General features: G+C 68.5%; 21 protein-coding genes. 12 read left to right on the top strand and 9 right to left on the bottom strand.

The annotated features are described in order from the left end of the window. Nucleotides 1-71 precede the first annotated feature (71 nt). Nucleotides 72-623 carry a YceI family protein gene (locus E0H92_RS43305; protein WP_131296036.1) on the top strand — a complete coding sequence of 184 codons (552 nt, stop codon included), beginning with the start codon at nucleotides 72-74 and terminating at the stop codon, nucleotides 621-623. A gap of 102 nt (nucleotides 624-725) precedes the next feature. Here E0H92_RS43305 and E0H92_RS43300 read toward each other — a convergent pair whose 3' ends face one another. Then, nucleotides 726-1,214 carry a hypothetical protein gene (locus tag E0H92_RS43300; protein ID WP_131462948.1) on the bottom strand — a complete coding sequence of 163 codons (489 nt, stop codon included), beginning with the start codon at nucleotides 1,212-1,214 and terminating at the stop codon, nucleotides 726-728. A gap of 109 nt (nucleotides 1,215-1,323) precedes the next feature. After that, on the bottom strand, nucleotides 1,324-1,857 hold the full coding sequence (locus tag E0H92_RS43295) for a hypothetical protein (protein WP_238173845.1): 534 nt from the start codon (nucleotides 1,855-1,857) through the stop codon (nucleotides 1,324-1,326). 228 nt (nucleotides 1,858-2,085) lie between these two features. Between E0H92_RS43295 and E0H92_RS43290 the strand changes: the two genes are divergently transcribed. The 6 genes from E0H92_RS43290 to pgm are packed head-to-tail and all read left to right on the top strand — an operon-like array spanning nucleotide 2,086 to nucleotide 7,913. Beyond that, on the top strand, nucleotides 2,086-2,574 hold the full coding sequence (locus tag E0H92_RS43290) for a hypothetical protein (RefSeq protein ID WP_131500408.1): 489 nt from the start codon (nucleotides 2,086-2,088) through the stop codon (nucleotides 2,572-2,574). A 25-nt stretch (nucleotides 2,575-2,599) separates the two neighbouring features. Continuing rightward, nucleotides 2,600-3,769 (top strand): sensor histidine kinase, encoded by a 1,170-nt coding sequence (locus E0H92_RS43285; protein WP_131500407.1) that lies wholly within the window; start codon nucleotides 2,600-2,602, stop codon nucleotides 3,767-3,769. Nucleotides 3,770-3,779: 10 nt separating this feature from the next. Continuing rightward, nucleotides 3,780-4,409 (top strand): response regulator transcription factor, encoded by a 630-nt coding sequence (locus E0H92_RS43280; protein ID WP_238173857.1) that lies wholly within the window; start codon nucleotides 3,780-3,782, stop codon nucleotides 4,407-4,409. 4 nt (nucleotides 4,410-4,413) lie between these two features. Further along, the gene (locus tag E0H92_RS43275) at nucleotides 4,414-4,770 is read left to right on the top strand and encodes an MmcQ/YjbR family DNA-binding protein (protein ID WP_131462953.1); all 357 of its coding nucleotides are present in this window, start codon (nucleotides 4,414-4,416) and stop codon (nucleotides 4,768-4,770) included. Nucleotides 4,771-4,797: 27 nt separating this feature from the next. Next, the gene (locus tag E0H92_RS43270) at nucleotides 4,798-6,267 is read left to right on the top strand and encodes a fused MFS/spermidine synthase (protein WP_131500498.1); all 1,470 of its coding nucleotides are present in this window, start codon (nucleotides 4,798-4,800) and stop codon (nucleotides 6,265-6,267) included. 23 nt (nucleotides 6,268-6,290) lie between these two features. Next, nucleotides 6,291-7,913 (top strand): phosphoglucomutase (alpha-D-glucose-1,6-bisphosphate-dependent), encoded by a 1,623-nt coding sequence (pgm, locus tag E0H92_RS43265; RefSeq protein WP_131500405.1) that lies wholly within the window; start codon nucleotides 6,291-6,293, stop codon nucleotides 7,911-7,913. On the opposite strand, the gene E0H92_RS43260 is transcribed toward pgm, so the two are convergent. Next, nucleotides 7,910-8,284, bottom strand: a complete 375-nt coding sequence (locus E0H92_RS43260; RefSeq protein ID WP_131500404.1) for a DUF3037 domain-containing protein — start codon at nucleotides 8,282-8,284, stop codon at nucleotides 7,910-7,912. The genes pgm and E0H92_RS43260 overlap by 4 nt on opposite strands. Continuing rightward, nucleotides 8,281-9,018 carry a HipA family kinase gene (locus E0H92_RS43255; RefSeq protein ID WP_131462957.1) on the bottom strand — a complete coding sequence of 246 codons (738 nt, stop codon included), beginning with the start codon at nucleotides 9,016-9,018 and terminating at the stop codon, nucleotides 8,281-8,283. Before E0H92_RS43255 ends, E0H92_RS43260 begins: the two co-directional genes overlap by 4 nt. Before the next feature lie 41 nt (nucleotides 9,019-9,059). Here E0H92_RS43255 and E0H92_RS43250 point away from each other — a divergent pair, with 41 nt between their 5' ends. Further along, entirely contained in the window at nucleotides 9,060-10,115 is a 1,056-nt protein-coding gene (locus E0H92_RS43250) for a carboxylate-amine ligase (protein ID WP_131462958.1), read from the top strand. Here E0H92_RS43250 and E0H92_RS43245 read toward each other — a convergent pair. From E0H92_RS43245 to E0H92_RS43225, 5 genes are all read right to left on the bottom strand, one after another. After that, nucleotides 10,112-11,890 (bottom strand): glycerophosphodiester phosphodiesterase family protein, encoded by a 1,779-nt coding sequence (locus tag E0H92_RS43245; RefSeq protein ID WP_131500403.1) that lies wholly within the window; start codon nucleotides 11,888-11,890, stop codon nucleotides 10,112-10,114. The two genes, E0H92_RS43250 and E0H92_RS43245, sit on opposite strands and share 4 nt — an antisense overlap. Before the next feature lie 117 nt (nucleotides 11,891-12,007). Beyond that, the gene (locus tag E0H92_RS43240; RefSeq protein ID WP_131500402.1) at nucleotides 12,008-12,730 is read right to left on the bottom strand and encodes a hypothetical protein; all 723 of its coding nucleotides are present in this window, start codon (nucleotides 12,728-12,730) and stop codon (nucleotides 12,008-12,010) included. Between the two features lie 46 nt (nucleotides 12,731-12,776). Beyond that, a complete protein-coding gene (locus E0H92_RS43235) occupies nucleotides 12,777-15,434 on the bottom strand; it encodes an ABC transporter permease (RefSeq protein ID WP_131500401.1) in 2,658 nt (885 codons plus the stop codon). Further along, nucleotides 15,431-16,168, bottom strand: coding sequence for an ABC transporter ATP-binding protein (locus E0H92_RS43230; protein ID WP_131500400.1), 738 nt, complete (start codon nucleotides 16,166-16,168; stop codon nucleotides 15,431-15,433). Before E0H92_RS43230 ends, E0H92_RS43235 begins: the two co-directional genes overlap by 4 nt. A gap of 328 nt (nucleotides 16,169-16,496) precedes the next feature. Next, nucleotides 16,497-17,111, bottom strand: coding sequence for a hypothetical protein (locus E0H92_RS43225; RefSeq protein WP_238173844.1), 615 nt, complete (start codon nucleotides 17,109-17,111; stop codon nucleotides 16,497-16,499). 76 nt (nucleotides 17,112-17,187) lie between these two features. Here E0H92_RS43225 and E0H92_RS43220 point away from each other — a divergent pair, with 76 nt between their 5' ends. The 4 genes from E0H92_RS43220 (at nucleotide 17,188) to E0H92_RS43205 (ending at nucleotide 20,667) form a co-directional block, all read left to right on the top strand. Continuing rightward, nucleotides 17,188-17,580 carry a hypothetical protein gene (locus E0H92_RS43220; protein ID WP_238152809.1) on the top strand — a complete coding sequence of 131 codons (393 nt, stop codon included), beginning with the start codon at nucleotides 17,188-17,190 and terminating at the stop codon, nucleotides 17,578-17,580. Between the two features lie 82 nt (nucleotides 17,581-17,662). Next, nucleotides 17,663-18,775, top strand: coding sequence for a GNAT family N-acetyltransferase (locus E0H92_RS43215; RefSeq protein ID WP_131500399.1), 1,113 nt, complete (start codon nucleotides 17,663-17,665; stop codon nucleotides 18,773-18,775). Further along, entirely contained in the window at nucleotides 18,747-19,697 is a 951-nt protein-coding gene (locus E0H92_RS43210) for a potassium channel family protein (protein WP_131462964.1), read from the top strand. Before E0H92_RS43215 ends, E0H92_RS43210 begins: the two co-directional genes overlap by 29 nt. Before the next feature lie 76 nt (nucleotides 19,698-19,773). Beyond that, nucleotides 19,774-20,667, top strand: a complete 894-nt coding sequence (locus tag E0H92_RS43205; RefSeq protein WP_165550292.1) for a zinc metalloprotease — start codon at nucleotides 19,774-19,776, stop codon at nucleotides 20,665-20,667. Nucleotides 20,668-20,734 lie beyond the last annotated feature (67 nt).

The raw sequence follows: 20,734 nt of genomic DNA, 5'->3' as shown, positions 1-20,734 counted from the left end.
GTGGACTTCCGAGCGCAAAGGGTGAACTCTGTACTATCTAAACTTCAACTACATTTCTGGAGGAATCCGCGATGTCCAGCGAGTACGCCGCGCTCAGCGGTGACTACACCCTCGACGCCTCCCACACCCGGATCGGCTTCAGCGCCCGGCATGCGATGGTGACCAAGGTTCGGGGCGCGTTCGACGAGTTCGAGGGCTCGTTCCACATCGACGGCGAGAACCCGGCGAACTCGTCCGGGAAGGTGACGATTCAGGCGAAGAGCATCAACACGCGCAACAGCCAGCGCGACGAGCACCTGCGCAGCAACGACTTCCTCGCGATGGACGAGAACCCGGAGATCACGTTCGTGTCGACCGCGGTGAAGGCGGCCGGCGACGCCGAGTTCGTGGTGACCGGTGACCTGTCGATCCGCGGCGTCACCAAGTCGGTCGACGTCACCTTCGAGTACACCGGCGCGGCGACCGACCCGTTCGGTAACCAGCGGGTCGGCCTCGAGGGCTCGGTCGTGATCAACCGCAAGGACTTCGGCGTCAGCTGGAACGCGGCGCTCGAGGGCGGCGGCGTCCTGGTCAGCGAGAAGGTCACGCTGGAGCTCGAGGTCTCGGCGATCAAGAACGCCTGACAGAAAACAAGCGCCGGGACTTGGGACAGCTCATGCGCTGTTCCAAGTCCCCGCGGCCTGTTCTGGGTTCCGGGCGTGGATGCCGGGCGGCGGGTGCGTGGGTCAGGCGTGGCGGGTGGTTTGCTGGAGGAGCGACTCGACGGCCTGGCGGAGTTCGGTGTCGTGGTGCGGGCCGGACCAGACCAGGATGCGGCCCTTGTCGCCGAGCTTGGTGCTGATCAGGTCGCGCGCGGGCGTGGGGTCGCCCTGGTTCACCAGGACGACGAGACGCCGGCCGTCGCGCTGCAGCCGGTCGAGCAGCGGCGGAAGGGTCGAGCCGCGGAACAGGCCGGGGTCGCTCTTGACCTTCGTCTCGATCATCACGCCGCGGCCGCGGACGACCAGCAGGAAGTCGGCGCGATCCCGGGTGAACTCGCGGTCGTGGTAGATCCGCGCCTTCGGCCACAGGCGTTGCAGCGCCGCGTCGACCTCGGCGTCGTACCGCGCCGAGAGCCGGCTGATCTTGGAACTGGTACCTCGCGGCCGGAAGGATTCCGGCGTACGGCGGCGGCTGCGGAAGGGCAGCCAACGCCCGATACTCGTGTCGATCATCGGTGGACCCCTCGACCTAGTCCGGCACTTGTCAGTGAGTCTGCCCGGGCCGGCGCGGGGGAATCCGGGGGCCGCGCAATCGTGATCCCACTGCCATAAAGCTGGGGGTTCAGCAGGCGTTCGGGGTGGTGGTGCCGCCGTCGACGATCCAGCGGGACTGCTGGTTGAGGACGCGCATCTGGTCGAGCCAGCGGGTCGGGGTGGTGTTCGGGAGGACGCCGCGACCGCGGGCGTTCACAGTGCGAGCCGCTGACGTGTCGTAGCAGGCGCTGACGATGACGCCGTTCGCCGCCAGCGTGCGCTTCGCCCAGAGCACCTTGGTGTTGCCGGTGTTGCGCAGCTTGCGGGTCCGGAAGTACTTCGCCTGCGCGCTGATCGCCTGGAACATCGCGGGCGTCATCACCGGTTCCAGCTGCTTGGTCTTGCCGCCGCCGCTGCGCATCATCACGTCGAGCGCGACGCGGTACGAGTAGTACGCGTTCAGTACGGGGTCGTCGGAGCCGACCGCCTCGTCGGTGGTCGTGGTCCGAGCCGCCTTGTGCGCCGGTGGGGCTGCCGCGGCGACATTGCTGTCGGCCTCGTTGCCGCAGCCGGGAAGCAGCAAAACCGGGGTCAGCGTGGCGGTCACAGCCAGGTTCCGCATGCGCATGGTGTCCGAGTACCTCCTGTTGGACTCACCGCTCGCGCCGGCGGCGGAGCACGCCTTCGGCACTGACCGTGTAACGCGGCGACACGCATCGTGGTCACTGTGACCTGGATCACAGTCGACCCCCTACCGGGGTACCGGTTCCGGATCGGCTCCCTGGCGGGAGGTGTGGACGGCCGGGAATTCCTAGCCTCGATCTCAGGAATTGAGACCGAGGAGATGACGATGACGGATCGTTCACTGGCGTACGGCGCTTTGCTGGTGCCGGTCGGCGTGCAGACGATGGCGGACGCGATGCTGGGCGAGCAGGGGACCGCAGCGAGGCGTTGGCGTCGCCACGGTGCACGTGAGGCGCAGTCCATGAGCACTGCGCGGACTTTCGGGTACGGGCTGCTCAGTGCGGTGCTCGGACTGACGTGCTGGTTCGTGATGCTGCTGATCGTGCTGGCGGTGGTCCGTGGGCCGTTCTGGGGGTTCGTCGAGCACGGCCCGGTGCAGCCAGGAACGTGGGGTGGTCCGACGCGAGCCGGGGCGTGGGTGGCTCACGGCCTGATCGCCGTACCGTGCATCGTCGTGTTCCTGTTCGCGCTGCGCGGCGTTGCGGCACTACAGCGGCTCCTGGTGCAGGGAACGCGCAGCTGGGTGCTTCCGGCAACTATCGTGCTGGCGGCCGGCAGCCTGGCGTTCTTCTGGTCCTGGCTGCAGCAGCTGTGAGTAAGGTCCAACCGTGCAGATACCGATGAGGCGGCCCTGGGGAGCCGGGCTGGCCGTCGCAGCGCTGCTCGTGCTGACCGTCATGGATCTCGCACAGCACTACGACGTACCGGTCGCGGCTGTGCTGGCCCTGGCGATCGCACGGGCGCTCTCCCTGAGCCTGTCGTGGCTGCGGCCGCGGGCGGCAGTGGCGGTCTCGCTCGTCACCACTGCTGTCATGGCTGCGCTGACCACTCCAGTCAGCCCGAGTGAACCGTGGCCGTGGGGTACGACGTCAGCGTTCGGGCATTCGCTCGTCATTGCGATCGCTGGTGCGCGTGGACTCGGCCGACGGGAGCTGGTCGGCTGGTGGGTGGCGACTCAGGCGCTGGGGGTCGTTGCGCTCGGGTTGGCACCGGACCGTGGCAGCTGGCCCGGTCTGATCACCATGACTGTCCTGTCGGGCGTAGCGGTCGTGGTTGGTGACCTGCTCCGTTCGCGGGCCGAGACCAACCGTCGACTTGTCGAGCAGGAGACGATCAGCAAGGCCGAGCGTGCAGAGCGCGAGCGGCTGCAGGAGCGGGCCAGGATCGCCCGCGAGCTGCACGACGTCGTGGCCCATCACCTGTCGGTGGTGGTGGTCCGAGCGGACAGTGCGCCGCACCGGCTGCCCGACGTACCGGACGCTGTCCGTGAGGAGTTCACGGGCATCGCCAACGAGGCACGGGCTTCGCTGACCGAGATGCGTCGCGTACTACGGCTGCTGCGCGAGCCGGTCGAGCAACCCGAGACAGGACCGCAGCCTGGTCTGGACCAGGTGGCCGAGCTCGTCGAGAGCACGCGACGGGCGGGAGCGGATGTACGGCTGGTGAGTGACGTGCCGACCGGGTTGGACCCTGCTGTCGAGCTGACGGCGTACCGCGTTGTGCAGGAAGGGCTCAGCAACGCAGTTCGGCACGCACTGCATGCGCCCGTGGAGGTAGCGGTACGGCGTACTGCGGGCGAGCTAGAGGTGATTGTGCAGAACGAGAAGCCGCCGCGGCCCGTCGTACCGGCGCCCGGGAGTGGTCATGGGCTGACTGGGATGCGGGAGCGTGTGGCCCTCGTCGACGGGACTGTGAGCACCGGCCCGACCCCTGAAGGCGGTTATCTGGTGCGGGCGTTCATTCCAGTGGCAGAGGAGGTGGAGAGTGCCGATCACGGTCTTGGTGGTTGACGACCAGGAGATGGTGCGGGCCGGGTTCAGTGCGTTGCTCGACGCGCAGCCCGACCTCGAGGTCGTGGGACAGGCCGGCGACGGCGCCCGGGCAGTCGAGCTGGCCGCCGAGCTGACGCCGGACGTGATCCTCATGGACGTCCGGATGCCGGTGCTCGACGGGCTCGCCGCGACGCAGCGCATCCTCGCCGACTCGACGCCTGGTGAGCCGCCGCGGGTCGTGATGCTGACGACGTTCGACCTGGACGATTACGTGTACGCAGCTCTCCGCGCCGGTGCGAGCGGCTTCTTGCTGAAGCACTCGACCCCGGACGAGCTGGCCGCAGCAGTACGGGTCGTCGCGGCCGGTGACGCGCTGCTGGCGCCGTCCGTCACCCGGCGACTGGTAGAGGATTTCGCTCGCGCACAGCCCGTCGTACCGACCACGCCGGTCCGGCTGACGCCGCGCGAGACCGACGTACTGCGGCTGGTCGCACGTGGGCTGTCCAACCGGCAGATCGCGGACGAACTGGTGCTGGCCGAGCAGACCGTGAAGACACACGTCAGCAACGTTCTGACCAAGCTGGACCTGCGCGACCGTGCACAGGCAGTCGTTTACGCGTATGAGGCGGGTGTTGTGATCCCTGGTCCGCGACACTGAGTAGATGGATGTTCTGGATCGCGTACGCAGCCTGTGCCTCGCCCTACCCGAGGTGACCGAGCGGCCGAGTCACGGTGAGCCCACCTGGTTCGTCCGGGACAAGAAGACCTTCGTGATGTACGCCGACCACCACCACGACGACCGCCTCGGTGTGTGGATGGCGGCGCCACCTGGTGTGCAGGAGTCGCTCGTTGCGGACGACCCCGAGCACTTCTACCGGCCGCCGTACGTCGGACACCGCGGCTGGCTCGGCGTCTACCTGGACGTCGACGTGGACTGGGGGCACTTCGAGGACCTGGTCGAGACGGCGTACCGGCAGATCGCCCCGAAGACTCTGATCGCCCGGCTCGACGAGGTCTAGCCGTTCTATAGGGTTACCGGGGTGCACATGGGTGAGGGTGGGCCAGTTGGCCAGAAGCTGGCGATTGCGCTGGCGTTCGGGAGTTCGGCCGCCGTCATGGTGCTGGAGCTCGTTTCGCTTCGGCTGGTGGCGCCGTACATCGGGCTGACGCTGGAGACGAACACAGCGGTCATCGGAGTCGCGCTGGCGGCGATCGCGACCGGTGCGGCGCTGGGTGGGCGGTTCGCCGACGTGGTGCCGCCGCACCGGACGCTCGGCCCGCTGTTCCTGCTCGGCGGGGCGCTGGTGATGCTGGTTCTCCCCGTGGTCCGCTGGACGGGTGAAGCGCTCCGGGGCGGCGCGAGCGAGCTGGTGTTCCTGGTGCTCGCCGTGACGCTGTTCGCGCCCGCGTCGCTCCTGGCGGCGGTCACACCGATGGTGACGAAGCTACGGCTGGACACGCTCGCTCAGACCGGTACCGTGGTCGGCCGGCTGTCCGCATACGCCACGGTCGGCGGCATCGTCGGCACTGTGCTGACCGGTTTCGTGTTCGTGGCGACCGTGCCGATCAGCACGATCGTTCTGACCTTGGGCGCCGCACTGGTGGTCGTCGGAGCCGCGCTGACGTTCCTGTTGCGGGGAGTGCAGGCAGCGGTGAAGCCGGTCGCTCTCGCGGTCGTCGGCGCCACACTGACCCTCGTTGCGCCACGGCCGTGTGAGGTCGAGACGGCGTACCACTGTGCTCGTGTCGTCGCGGACCCGAACCGGGAGAGCGGGCGGACGCTGTACCTCGACCAGGCGCGGCACTCGTACGTCGACCTCAAGGACCCGACCTACCTGGAGTTCGAGTACATCAAGAGCTTCGCCGCCGCTATCAACGGCACCTGGGCCGAGAGGCAGCCGCTGAACGCACTGCACGTCGGCGGTGGCGGCCTGACCATGACGCGGTACATCACGGCGACGCGGCCCGGCAGCAAGCACCAGGTGTACGAGATCGACAAGGCCGTCGTGGAGCTCGACAAGAAGGAGCTCGGCGTCCAGACCGGACCGGATCTGGTCGTGACTGTGGAGGACGGCCGGCTCGGCGTCCGTGACGAGGAGACGGACAGCCGGGACCTGGTCATCATGGACGCGTTCAGTGGGCTCTCCGTGCCCTGGCACCTCACCACCCGCGAGCTCGTGTCCGACGTACGACGAGTGCTGCGACCGGACGGGCTCTACCTGATCAACGTCATCGACTACGGCGCCGCCAAGTTCGCGAAGGCCGAGATCAAGACGGCGCAGGCGGTGTTCCCGTACGTCGCGGTGATCGCGCGCAAGGACGAACTGTCCGGCCACAGCGGCGGCAACTTCGTGGTGGCGGCGTCCGACAGGCCGATCGACGTACCGGGGATCGTGAGCCGGCTGGAACCGTCGATGGGCGTGCTCGACCGGCCGGACGGATTCGCCGGCGACGCACCGGTACTGACCGACGACTACGCGCCCGTCGACCAGCTGCTCACGCCGTACAGCGGCTGACCGTCTTGTGGTTGCATGTGGTCATGCACCCACGCGCAGGCCAGCCAGCACAGCCCGAGGACCTCGTCGACGTCGACGCCATGCTGGCGGCGTACGGAGACCTCACCCCGGACGTGGAGAACCCGGCCCAGAAGGTGGTCTTCGGTACGTCGGGCCATCGCGGCTCGAGTCTCGACAGCGCCTTCAACGAGGCGCACATCCTGGCGATCACACAGGCCATCTGCGAGTACCGGGCCGGCCAGGGTACGACGGGCCCGCTGCTCGTCGGCCGGGACAGCCACGGGCTCTCGGAGCCGGCCTGGCGGACCGTGCTCGAGGTGCTGGCGGGTAACGGCGTCCAGACGCTCGTGGACAGCGCCGACCGGCTCACGCCGACGCCCGCGGTGTCGCACGCGATCCTGCGGCTGAACCGCGGTGCGGGCGCCGACGCGGACGGCATCGTCATCACGCCGTCGCACAACCCGCCGCGCGACGGCGGCATCAAGTACAACCCGCCGCACGGCGGCCCGGCCGGCTCCGACGCGACCAGCTGGATCGCGGACCGGGCCAACCAGCTGATCGCGGCCGGCAACCGGGAGGTCCGCCGCAAGACGTTCGAGCAGGCCCGTGAGGAGGCAGGGAACTACGACTTCGTCGGGCACTACGTCGACGACCTGCCGTCGGTGCTGAACCTGGCCGCGATCCGCGACGCCGGTGTGAAGATCGGCGCCGACCCGCTCGGCGGTGCGAGCGTGGACTACTGGGGCGCGATCGCCGAACGGCACGACCTCGACCTGACCGTCGTGAACCCGCGCGTCGACCCGGCCTGGTCGTTCATGACGCTCGACCACGACGGCAAGATCCGGATGGACTGCTCCTCGCCGTACGCGATGGCCTCACTGGTCGCGCAGCGGGACCGGTACGACGTGGCGACCGGGAACGACGCGGACGCCGACCGGCACGGCATCGTCACGCCGGACGCCGGACTGATGAACCCGAACCACTACCTGGCCGTAGCGATCTCCTACCTGTTCAGCAACCGCCAGTGGGGTCCGGACGTCGCTGTCGGCAAGACACTGGTCTCGTCGTCGCTGATCGACCGTGTGGTGGGTGACCTGGGTCGTCGGCTGTGGGAGGTGCCGGTCGGCTTCAAGTGGTTCGTCCCCGGTCTGGTGGACGGCTCGGTCGGCTTCGGGGGAGAGGAGTCGGCAGGAGCGAGCTTCCTGCGTTTCGACGGGACTGTGTGGACGACGGACAAGGACGGGATCCTGCTGGCGTTGCTGGCGAGTGAGATCACCGCAGTGACCGGTGAGACGCCGTCGGTCGCCCATGCCAAGTTGGTGGAGCGGTTCGGCGCGTCTGCGTACTCGCGGGTCGACGCACCGGCGACCCGTGACCAGAAGGCCAAGCTGGCCGCGCTGTCGGCGGATGCGGTCACTGCGACAGAGCTGGCCGGTGAGCCGATCGTGGACCGGCTCACTCACGCTCCTGGCAACGACGCGGCGATCGGCGGGCTGAAGGTCACCACCGAGTCGGCGTGGTTCGCTGCGCGACCGTCGGGCACCGAGGACCTCTACAAGATCTACGGCGAGTCCTTCAAGGGCGCCGAGCACCTGGAGCAGGTCTTCGAGCAGGCCCGCGACGTCGTGTCCGCAGCACTCGCCTAGCGCACGAACGCATCCAGCAACCGCTCGAGGTCCGCAGCGGGATCCTCAGTGATCCCGCTGTGGATCGGCGACGGGTGTACGACGGTACTCCGGGGCGCGGCCAGCCACCGGAACCGCTCGCTGATCGTGGTGCCCGCCGCCGGACCGCCGGCCGTCTCACCCGCACAAATGGCCCGAACCTGCTCCAAAGACGCGCAGACGACGTCAACGTCCACTGCTGGATCCAGGGCTCGCAGCCGTTCGGGCTGAACGTCCCACCCGGCACCCAGGTAGTCCAGCGCCCGGCAGTAGAGCACGGCACCGACGTTGATGAACTCACCCCGCTGAATCCGCGGCGCGGCCCGCAGGATCACGTAGTCGAAGGGCTTCACGAAGCACCTCCCGGCACCCAGGCGGACCGGTTCGCCAACCGCGCGACCAGGTGGCCGAGGTAGCGGTCCCGATCACCTTCCTCGATCCACTGCGACGGCACGAGCCCGATGACCTCTTCGAGAAGTGCCGGTGTGATCGAGGCGGCCAGCTCGGCGTCCACCTTCGCCACGCCGGGTACCGCGACCGAGAACACGTGGTCCGAGGCGTCGTACGGCAGCGAAGCGAACTTCTCCGCCGGCATCCACGAGTGGTGGAAGTACAGCGCGGCGCCGTGGTCGATCAGCCACAGGTTCTTGTGCCAGACCAGCAGGTTCGTGTTCCGCCACGACCGGTCGACGTTCGCGACGAACGCGTCCAGCCAGAGGATCCGGGTCATCGCGTCGTCACCCGGGTTGCCGGCCGATCCGTCGTACCCGAAGGAACCCGGCAGGAAGTCGACGGCGAGGTTCAGCCCGGCGCTGCGGATCAGCAGTTCCTGGATTTCGAAGTCCGGCTCGGACTTCCCGATCGCCGGGTCGAGTTCGATCAGCTTCAGCTCCGGCACCCGCAGGCCGAGCCGGCGGAACAGCTCACCGACGATCACCTCGGCGACCAGCGCCTTCGGACCCTGACCGGCGCCGTGGAACTTGATCACGTACGTACCGAGGTCGTTGCCCTCGACAACACCCGGCAACGACCCTCCCTCACGCAGCGGCAACACGTACCGCGTGGCAGTGACTACAGGCAGACTCACCCGGGAGACTCTAGCTGTTAGCGCGCGGGTACCGGTTCAGGATGAGGCTTCCGTCCGTCGGGGTAGAGGAAGAGCTACTCCTGGTGTCAGCGACCGGTGACCCGCTGCCACGGAGCACAGCTGTGGTCGCGGACCTGGGAGAACTCGACGTCGCGCTGGAGCTGACCAGGGCGATGGTGGAGATCAACTCGCCGGTCTGTACGACGGCCGACGAGCTCCGCGGCCACCTGCTCCGGATGCGCTCCCAACTGGCCGCCGCGGCAGCAGACGAAGGCGCCCGGCTCCTGGCGATCGCAGTGCCTCCGCACGGACGTGCCGCGCAGTCGATCACGAGGAAGCCGCGCTACCAGCAGCTGGTCCGTGAGTGGGGTCTACTGGCGCGAGAGCAAGGTGTCTGCGGCTGTCACGTCCACGTGGGTGTGCCGGACAGGGAGGCCGCCATCAAGGCCAGCAACTACCTGCGCCCGTGGCTGCCGGTCCTGCTCGCTCTCAGTGCCAACTCACCGATCTACCTCGGCCAGGACACCGGGTTCGCCAGCTGGCGCTGGTTGATGACCACGCGCTGGCCGAGCGCCGGTCCGCCGCCGTACCTGGAGTCGGCCGAGCACTACGACGCGCTCGTCGCCATGCATCTGGCAGCCGGCACGCTGATCGACGAGCAGATGGTCTACTGGGACATCCGGCCGTCGTCGCACCTGCCGACGGTGGAGGTGCGCGTCAGTGACATCCCGCTCACAGTGGACGAGTCCGTGCTGATCGCGACCCTGGTCCGCGCTGTCGTACTCACCGCGCTGGAGGACGGCGCGAAGGGCCCGACGCTGGAGCCTGAGGTACTGCGGGCCGCGTACTGGCTGGCCGCCCGGGACGGGCTCACCGCGCGCGGCCTTGACGTCCTGAGCGCGGAGGCGATGCCGATTGCCGAGGTGATCGGACAGCTGGTGCGGTACGTCGAGCCTGCGCTGCAGATGCTGGACGCGGTCGAGCTGGTGCGCGACGGCGTCGAACGGGCGCTGCGCGACGGCAACGGCGCGATCAAGCAGCGGAAGGCGTTCCGTGAGGGCGACGACGTAGTCACCCTCACGGAGGTCAAGCCTTAACCGCGCAGGAAGTCCTCCAGACCGTGGAGGTCGTCGGTGTTGAGGTAGTCGACATTCGCGGCGACGAGTTCACGCCACAGGGCCTCGCGGGCGGCGCCCGGTACGTCGGGAGTCGCCCAGAAGCGGACCTTGTAGCCGGCGTGGTGCGCGGTGACCACGAGGTCGTGCAGCTTGATCTTCTCGGCCTCGGGCATCGGGCCGACGCCCTGCCAGGTGAAGACGTTCGTCCAGTTGTCGCTGACGAGCGGCATCAGGGACGCAGGCATCCCCGACTGCAGGTCGGCGAGGCGTCCGTCGTACCCGGCGTAGCGGAGCTTCTGCGCCTTCATGTCGTCCAGCGGGCGGTTGCCGCTGATCACCGAGGTGACAGCACCCTTCAGAACCCGTCCGTTGACGAAGATCGTGCTGATCCCGCGGTACTTCGCGAGCGCCTTGTCGACCGCGGCGTACGTCGACGGTCCGTCGCTCTTGATGTCGATCAGCAATTGGAACCCGCCACCGCGCTTGTACACCTGACCGTGGTTCTCGCGGACCCGGTCCGCCAGCGGCTTCAGGTACAGGCTCTCCAGCGTGCGGCCGGGCTTCGCGTCCTCCAGGTCGTGGGCGACCCGGAGCTCGCCGTCGATCAGCCAGACGTCAGCCTCGACGCTGTTGAACCCACGGTCCAGTGCGTCCTGCAGTGGCCGGCGGTGGTCGTAGTCGTTGTGCGCGTGCGCGGACGGCAGCGCCCGGACGGCCGGTGCGTCGTACGACTTCGGCAGCTTGAAGTGGTTGGCGCGCGCGACGTCCCGCACGCGGTCGGGGTAGTCGCTGATGATCCCGTCGACGCCCTTGTCGATCAGCGACTGCATCGTCGCCGGGTCGTCCACGGTCCACGGGATCACCTTCATCCCGGCCGCGTGCGCCGACTTCACCATCGCCTCGGTGACGTACGGCTTGTACGTCGGGTCGGTGACCTTCCCGTCCTGCGGGAAACCGTGCACCGGCGAGATCGCGGCCGCACCGAACGACTTGGTCGCCTTGACCAGGTCACCGCCGAAGTCGTCGATGTCGAGACCGCCCAGCCACGGCGACTTGCCCGGCTGACCGACCTGCAGGAAGTCGTAGTTGGTCAGCGCGACCAGCGGGAGCTGCGGCATCACCTGGCGCATCCGCATCAGCGAACCCCAGTCGAAGCTCTGGATCGTCACCTGCCGGGCGATGTTCGCCCTGCGGATCTCCTGGGCGACCACCTGGACGAACTGCTCGCGCGGCGCGGTCTCCGACGGCGCACCGGCCTCGACCTTGGTCTCGATGTTCAGCTTCACGCCGTACGCGTGGAAACGGTGCACGAGCGCGAACACGTCCCGCAGCTCAGGCATCCGGGCGCCCGGGTCGGGCTGCTGGCCGGGGAAGTTCGGCAGCGTCTGCGAGCCGCAGTCGAGCTGCTTCACCTGCTTCAGCGACAGCGTGTTGATGAACTTGCCGACGTACGGGTATTCCGGGTCGCCCGGCGTGTACGGCGCGGTGTCGCGGCACTTGCTGCCCGTGACCTTGCGGTCGTGGGTCACCACGGCGTACCCGTCCTGGGTGATCTGGACGTCGAGCTCCAGCGTGCTGACGCCGAGCTCGAGACCGTGCGAGAACGACGCGATCGTGCTCTCCACGGTCAGACCGAGCCCACCGCGATGGGCCTGAATGTCGAAGTCACCACGTGCGGCAGCGGCCGGTACGGCCGGAAGCAGCAGTCCGGCGATCAGCGCGCACGGGAGAAGCGCGCGGGGAAGGCGGCGCATGAGGGGTGTGTCCTTCCGGAGGGGTCAATGGGCGGAACGCTCCTGAGGCTGTCTCCCACAGGAATACCCACGTCCTCGCGAAGGTAGCCGACAAGCAGCCCACCGGTTACCAGACAGCTACGGCGCGGAGGTGATCCGTCGTACTGACTGGCTCTCTGCGGTGATGTGGCCGTCTTTGAAGGCTTTGTCGAGGGTGCCTTCGGTGCGGTGGGTGAGGGTGATGTCTATGGGGCAGGTTGTGGGTGGTTTGATGCCGGGGGTTGGGGTTGTTGTGGTGGGGCGGATCGAGCCGGCGGGGATGGTGGCCGACGTGCGGGCCGGCTCCAGTTCGAGGGTGCCGGTTTGGATGCATTCGCCGGCCCAGGTGAGGATGGACGGCTGCTCCGAGGGCTTGGAGCCAAGGCGGATCGGGATCGCGGCGCGGCGGGAGTACGTCGTACCGGCCAGGGGAGCGGTGAGTCGTACGCGGTCGGGGAGCTTGACCGTCGATCGCGGCGCGGAGTCGTCGTCCTTCCCGCGGGTGAGATTGAACGTGATCTCGGTCCCCGCATCGACCACGCCGTCCAGCTGCCCGTCATAGCCGGTGACTCCCGCGGAGCGGCGATGCTTGAGCGTGACGTCCTGACCGCCACCGGACGACGTCACCGACTCACCGTCGCCCAACTCGACGAAGGTCAGCGTGCCAACCCGGTACGACGCACTCACCCGCGCGGCGTCCGCGGTTTCGGGCAGGGTAACGACGTAGTTGGCGGTGATCCCACTGGTCCGGATGTCCTTCGAGTCAACCGTCGAACATCCGGCCAGGACCGCGACGAGCGTTAGGGCGGCGATTCGCTTCACAGTCAGTGAAGCTAGCAGCGCCAGGGGTTAGGGATCGTCGGTACAACTACTCATACTGCAGTGCCTCGAGTGGGTCGAGTTTGGCGGCGCGGCGGGCGGGCCAGATGGCGGCGATGATGCCGACTACGACTGAGACGACGGCGAAGGCAACCAGTTGGCCGGCTGGGACGGTGAAGCTGATCTCGTCCAGCCTGGCGGCCAGCAGTGAGGCCAGCACCAGGCCTAGGACGATCCCGATGACCGCGCCGATCAACGCCGTCATCACCGATTCCTGCCGGATCATCCGTTTCACCTGCCCGCGGGTCAGGCCGATCGCGCGCAGCATGCCGAGTTCGCGGGTCCGCTCGAAGACCGTCAGGACCAGGGTGTTCACGATGCCGAACAGGCTCACCAGGACCGACAGCGCCAGCAGCACGTAGAGCACGTTCAGCAAGCTCTTGATGCCGTCGGTCTGGTTGTCCTTGAACTGCTCGATGGTCACGGCCTTGGCGTTGGGGAACGACGCCAGGGCGGCGTTCAGCGCGTCGGTGTTCGCCGGCGTCACTCCGCCTTCGATGTTCAGGAAGCTGTAGATGTTCTGCGGCTGGGTGGTCGTCGAGTCGAACGTGCCGGTCGAGATCGTCACATTGCCGAACGGCGACCCGCCCGCCGGCGGCTTGAAGACGCCGCGCACCGTGAGCTGCAGCAGCTTCCCGGTCACCGTCTGCAGCTGGAAGGTCGAGCCCAGCGCGAGCGAGTGCTCGTCGGCGTACCCGGAGTCGACGATCGCGCCGTCCGCGCCGAGCTCGGACAGCGACGCCTGCGATCCGGACCGCCAGTCGAACCGCAGCAGTTTGGGCGCCGTGTCGTCGATCGCCGTGACCGAGATCGTCTTGTCGAAGGCCCGCGCCTGCCCGGCGCGAACACTCGTCAGCTCGGTCACCGACGGCACCTTCGCGGCCGCGGCAGCGACCGTCGGCGGCAACGGGCTGAAGTTGTTCTGCGCGGTGATCGCGTAGTCGGAGCTGGAGATCTTGTCGACCGCGTCCTCGAACGGCTTGATGATCCCGGCGCCGAGCGTGGCGACGAGCGTGACCAGCGCCAGCCCGATCATCAGAGCCGCGGCGGTCGACGCCGTACGGCGAGGGTCGCGGCGGCTGTTCTGCCCGCCGAGCGCGACCGCGGGCCGGTCGGGGAGTACGCCGGGGAACTCGGCCCGGCGCCCGAACAGCCGACGGATCAGCCACAGCGGGAACAGAACGAACGGCCACGCGATCGCCGTCAGTACGACGACGGACCAGCGCGCGACCGGATCCGACACGGCGGCCATCGGCCGGACGAGCCGCGCGGAGAACGCCGCGATGCCGATGAACAGCAGCAGGACGCCGAGGCCGAGCAGGATCAGCAACGTCCTGGTCGCCAGACCGTCGACGAACAGCCCGGCCAGGATCGTCCCGACGCCCACCACGGCCACCACCACGGCACCCGCCGACCGATACCTGTGGAACCGTCCGGGCGGCAACGCCGCGCCTTCGCGGACGGCGGCGATCGGCGGTACGCGCGTGGCGCGCATGGCGGGCCGCAGACTCGCGAGCACGGTCACGACCACGCCGACGATGAGCGCGACGACGACGGTCCGCGTACGGAACACCAGGCCGTTGTTCGGCAAGGTGAAACCGATCGCGTCGAACAGTTTGAACAGCCCGGTCGCGATCGCGAGCCCGAGGAACAGCCCGGCGACGGCCGAGACGATGCCGGTCACCAGCGCCTCGAGCACAACCGTGCCGAGGATCTGCTTGCGCGCGGCGCCGAGGGTCCGCAGCGTCGCGAACTCGCGGGTCCGCTGGGCGATCGTGATCGACAGCGAGTTCGCGATCACGAACGAGCCGACGAACAAAGCGATCCCGCCGAACACCAGCAGGAACGTCTGCAGGAAGCTCAGGAACGCGCTCGTACCGGCAGCGTCCTCGGCGGCCTGGTCCTCCGCACTGCGGACCTGGGTCGCGGGCGGCAGGATCTTCTGGACCGCCGCCAGCAACTGCGGCCGGTCGACGCCCTGCTTGGCGGCGATCAGGATCTGGTCCAGCTTCCCGGTCTTGTCGAACAGCCGCTGCGCCGTACCGAGGTCGAAGCCGGCCAGGGTCGCACCGCCGATGGACGAGACCGCCCCGAAGCTGACCAGGCCGGAGATCCGCGTCGGCTCCACCGCGCCGCGGGCCTGGACGCCGATCGTGTCGCCGGCCTGGAAGCCCTTCTCCGCGGCGGTCTTCGTGTCGATGACCACCTCGCCGGCGGCGGGCCAGGCGCCCTTGACCAGCGTGAGCGAATTGAACTGCGGCAGCGACGGATCGACGCTGAAACCGAGGTTCGGCGCGCCGCCGAAAACGATCGCCTTGCCGTCCTTGCCGATCAGTTGCGCCTCACCGCTCACGGCTCCGCCGGCGGCGCCCACCTCCGGAAGATCGCGGACCTTCTGCAGCAGGTCGGCCGCGAACGGCGGTGCAGTCTGGGTCCCGTCCTCGGACAGGTCGAACGCGGACTTCCCGGTGATCGCGGCGTCGGTGTTCTTGTAGTTCTGGCTGAAGATCGAGTCGAACGCACTGGAGATCGAGTCGGTCAGGACGTAGGTGCCGGAGATCAGCGAGACGCCGAGGACGATACCGATCGCGGTCAGCGCCGTCCGGAGCTTGCGAGCGAGCAGCCCTTGCAGCGCGAACCTGATCACTGCAGGTCCAGCGTGTCGATGATCTGCAGGATCTCGTGCTGGCTGGACCGTCCGGTCTCCTTCACGATCTCGCCGTCGGCCAGGTACAGCACCCGGTCGGCCATCGCGGCCGCCTTCGCGTCGTGCGTCACCATCACCGTTGTCTGCCCGTACGTCTCGACCGACGACCGCATCAGGTCCAGGATCTCGCCGCTGGTTCGGGAGTCGAGGTTGCCGGTCGGCTCGTCGGCGAACACGACGGTTGGGCGCGACACCAGGGCCCGCGCGATCGCGACCCGCTGCTGCTGCCCGCCGGACAGCTCGGCCGGGCGGTGCTCGAGACGGTCGGCGAGACCGACTCGCTCGACCAGGTTGCCGAAGAACTCCGGATCCGCCTTCTCACCGGCGATCGTCAGCGGCAGCAGGATGTTGTCCCGCGCGGTCAGCATCGGCAGCAGGTTGAAGAACTGGAAGATGAAACCGATGTGCTGCCGACGGAGCTTCGTCAACGCGTCGTCGCCCAGCGTCGTGATCTCGATACCGTCGATCATCACCGAACCCGACGTCGGCCGGTCCAGCCCCGCCAGGATGTGCATCAGCGTCGACTTCCCCGACCCCGACGGCCCCATCACCGCCGTCAGCTGGCCGGCCTCGATCTCCACGTCCACCCCGTGCAACGCACGAACCGCCGTGTCACCTTCGCCGTACACGCGCACCACGCCCTGCGCGTGCACCACCGAAACAGTCCCCTCCATGGCCGATCGCCCTCCCCGGCTGATCAGCGGCCCCCCAGCAGACCGGTCAACAACTCCCACCGAGTCTGCTCGCCTTCACGCAGGACCGATAGAGGGTTTACCCCGGTCCCTACCCTGAGCCGCAGCGCCTGCGTGGCGCGCGTGGGGGAGAAGATGGTGCCGGACCGGGAAGCGCCTCACGGCGCGTGGCCGCTCGTAGCGGCTTAATTTGGGACCCGGGGCTTGCACCGGCCCGACACCTCGAACAGTGTAGCGGGTGCTCAAACCCCTTGTCCTGTGGGGTTTCCAGGCCGCGAGACGCTATAACACCGGTTGACGCCGGACGCAACTACCAGAGGTTTCCGGCGCGTTCGGCGCGGGCCGCGGTCTGCAGTTGGTCGGCGGTCTCGACCAGTTTCGACGCGGACAGCACCTGGTCGTGGCCGTCGTCGGCGAGGTGGGCCCGGCCGGTCGCGACGATCCGTGCGAACGCGGCCGCGCGCTCCAGGGTGGTCGCGAAATCACCGGTCGCGACACCCCGCAGTACGGCGTCGACCATGTCCCGTACCTCGGCCGGTCCGGGTGGTTCGGCGACTCCGGCGACCACCGCGTGCACCTCGGCGTACTTGCGGCCGCCGGCGAACTCGCGGGACACGGCCTCGGCGTTCGAGTGCACCCAGGACCGGAGGACGTACAGCCGCCAGAGCGCCCCCGGCAGCGAGTCGGCGGGGGAGTCGGACCACAGTTCGGCGAGTTCGTCGAGGCCGTACTCGTCGGCGAGCTTCACCACCCGCGCGTGCACGTCGGTGTCCTCGGACTTGCGCACCCCGCGGACCAGCAGTTCGGCGGTCCGGTGCGCGGCCTCGGTCACGGTGGCCGGATCGGCGGCACCGGGCAGCGACTCGAACAGCTTGTTACCGGGCAGGATCGGCCGGCGCGGGTTCGGGGTACTCACGGCCTCCATGGTGCCTGACCGACCGCGCCACCGCATGCCGACCCGGTGCAGTCAGTCGACCCGGTGCAGTCAGTACGCTCGACGTATGGCGACCGCGGGGAAACCGAACGGCAAGTTGGCCAAGAATCTGGTCAAGTACGGCGTGCGGTACGGGCCGCTCGTCGTGGAGGCGGTCCGGCACGGCCGGGAGCCCGCGCAGCAGGCGGTGCAGGCAGCCTGGGCGAAGCGGGTCGCGCGCCGGAAGGCCGTCGAGCACGCGCTGACCGTGCGCGAGGGGTCCTTGCTGAAGGTGATCAAGGACGGTCAGGCGATCTTCTTCGTGTTCTCCGGCGACGCGATCGTGACGACGTACCCCGCCGTACCGCAGAGCAGCTATCCCGAGCTGCTGCGGCACGCCGACCTCGACAAGCGCGAGCCGGCCGTCGTCCTGGCGGCGCGCCGGCAGCGGATCCTGCCCAAGGTCCGCCGGAAACGTTGACGCGGGCGTAACATCCCGGACCCGGCCGGGCAACAGGCGGGACGCAGAGTGGAGGGACGTTTCCACGAGGGAGGGCGTCCGCATGCTCTGGAAGATCAGGACCGAACTCGCCGACCGGCCCGGTGCGCTGGCCGAACTCGCTGCACGGTGTGGTGCGGACGACATCAACATCCTTCACCTGGAGGTCTTCACCTCCGAGACCGGCGCGGTCGACGAGCTCGTCGTGTCGACCGGTGTCGGCTGGACCGCCGAGGACCTGACCGCGCTGGTCGCGGAGGCCGGGTGTGTCCGTACGACGGTCCGCCCGTGCCAGGCCGACGTACTCCATGACGCGCCGACACGGTACCTGCGCGCCGTACTGCGGCTGATCGACGACCCGGTGTCGGTCGACGACGAGCTGGGCACGTTGCAGGGGTTCGACGAGTACACGCCGGCCGAATGGGCCCGTGCGGACGTGCTGGTCGAGATCGCCGGCCGGCTGGCCGAGCGGCTCGACACGCCGGAGGGCCCGCGGCCCGGGAGTGGCGGCGTACCCGAGCTGCGGACCGCGACCGTCGAGGACGCCGGCGCCGTCGTCGCGATGCACGAGCGTTGCTCGTACGAGAGCCGCACCCGGCGGTACCACGTACCGATGCCGAAACTCACCTCCCGCACCGCACGGCACCTGTCCGCGCCGGCCGGTGGCGTGTCGATCGTTGCCTGTGTCGACGATGCCGTGATCGGGATGGCCACCGCGGCGCCGTGGGAGGAGTTGGGCAGTACGACGATGGAGGTCGCCGTACTGGTCGAGGACGGCTGGCAGGGACAGGGACTCGGGCTGCGGCTGCTGCGTCAGGTCGTGCAGGAGGCCCGCGCGCTCGGGGCCGACCGGGTGGTCTGCATGGTGCAGCCGGAGAACCACGCGATGCTCCGGACCCTGGAGCGTTTGCGGATGCGATCCCGGGTGGTTCGGGACGGCGACAGTCTGATGGTGAGCGTCGCACTGTCCGACCGGAGCCTGTCACATGCGGTGGATCGGCTGCCTGTGCAATATCGTCATACGCGTGCCACCCCTTCCCACCGGTCGGAACCCCCACGGTCTGCTGGTCAACCTGCCCGCGAGCACGCGCTCGCCGCTCTTTCAGCTCTTCAGCCGATTTCTGGTCGCGCTGGGGCTGCTGACGTTGATGGTGCTGATCGTGGTGGTCGACCGTGACGGGTACAAGGACAGTTACGACGGCAGCGTCGACCTGATCGACAGCATCTACTACGCGACTGTCACGCTCACCACGACCGGGTACGGCGACATCACGCCGGTGACACCCGCCGCCCGGCTGGTGAACGCCTTCATCGTCACCCCGCTGCGGATCTCGTTCCTGGTGGTTCTGGTCGGTACGACACTGGAAGTGCTGGCCAACGAGGGTCGCCGGATCATGCGCGACACGCGCTGGAGGAAACGGATGAAGGACCACACCATCGTCGTCGGCTACGGCACCAAGGGCCGCGCCGCCGTGCAGACCCTGATCAGCAACGGGGTGAAGCGGGACAGCATCGTGGTGATCGACCCGCGGGCCCAGGCGATCGGTGACGCGGGCAACGACCAGATGGCCGCGTTCCACGGCGACGCGACGAACCGGACGGTACTGCGGCGCGCCGAGGTGATGACCGCGCGCGAGGTGATCGTGACGACCGACCGGGACGACTCGGCGGTCCTGGTGACGCTGGCGGTGCGGCAGCTGAACGCGAACGCGCACGTCGTGGTGGCGGTCCGCGAGGAGGACAACGTGCCGCTGCTGCGGCAGAGCGGCGCGGACGCCGTCGTCACCTCGTCGGAGGCCGTCGGCCGGCTGCTCGGGCTATCCGCGGTCAGCCCGAACCTCGGCGAGGTGATGGAGGACCTGCTCACGTACGGCGAGGGTCTCGAGGTCGCCGAGCGCCCGGTCCTCGGCCGCGAGGTCGGCAAGCCGCCGTCCGCCGTACCGGACCGGGTCGTGTCGGTGGTCCGGGACGGCAAGGTCCACCGCTACTACGACTCGAACGTCTCGGTCCTGGCCGCGGGCGACAAGCTCATCGTCGTCCGCCCGGCGAAGGAGACGCCTTGGGCAGAACGCCCCGGCGCCGACGAGGACGACGAGTAGGTCTTCCGCCGTACGGCCGTCGTGCTTAGAGTCGGAATGCCTGGGGGACTGGGACTGGTTCTGGCAGGGGGCGGCCATGAAGTGGAAGAGAGTGGCAGGCGTCACCGGTGTCGTGGTGATGGTGTGGGCAGGACTGACGAGCGCGCAGGTGCAAGCCGCGCCTTCCGAGGATCCGTGTGTGTCGGAGGACAGCGTCGTCCAGACGCGCGGCGGCCGGGAGCCTGACCTCGGTCAGGTCGCGCAGGATCTGCCAGCGGCGGCGAAGGGCAAGGCGAAACCGGGGTTCCGGGCAACGGTTCCGGTCTACTTCCATGTCATCAGCGACGGCGCGATCGGCGCGCTCACGGCGGCGCAGATCCAAACCCAGATGAATGTCCTGAACAACACCTTCGCGGGCGGTGAAGGCGGCGCGCGGACCGGATTCAGGTTCACGCTCGCGGGCGTGACCCGGACCGACAACGCGACCTGGTTCTACGCCGGCGCGGGCGGTACGCCGGAACACGAGATGAAGCTCGCGCTGCACACCGGTGGACCCGGCGCCCTGAACCTGTACTCGACGACGGCTGGCGAAGGTCTTCTCGGCTGGGCGTACCTGCCCGACATCGTGACGAAGCCGGGACAGGCCTATCTGGACGGCGTGGTGTTCGACTGGGAGTCGATCCCGGGCACGACCACCAAGTACGCCGGCACCTACGACCAGGGTGAGACGGCGACGCACGAGGTCGGTCACTGGCTGAACCTCGAGCACACCTTCTTCGGCGGCTGCAACGCGAAGGGCGACTTCGTCGACGACACTCCCGCCGAGAAGACGCCCACCAGCGGCTGCCCAGCGGGCAAGGACACCTGCAAGGCGCCGGGGCTCGACCCGATCCACAACTACATGGATTACTCGTACGACTCCTGCTACACCCAGTTCACCCCCGGCCAATCCCAGCGAATGGCCGACGCCTGGCTCTTCTACCGCGCGTAAACCGCGTCTTTGTGCCCCGGCCGACCGTTCCGGCGCTCCGGAAATGGTCGGCCGGGGCACAAAGCTG

This window comes from Kribbella speibonae (assembly GCF_004331375.1).
Lineage (GTDB): Bacteria > Actinomycetota > Actinomycetes > Propionibacteriales > Kribbellaceae > Kribbella > Kribbella sindirgiensis.
The sequence above is the reverse complement of the archived record's forward strand: the minus strand, read 5'-3'. Positions and strand labels throughout refer to the sequence as shown.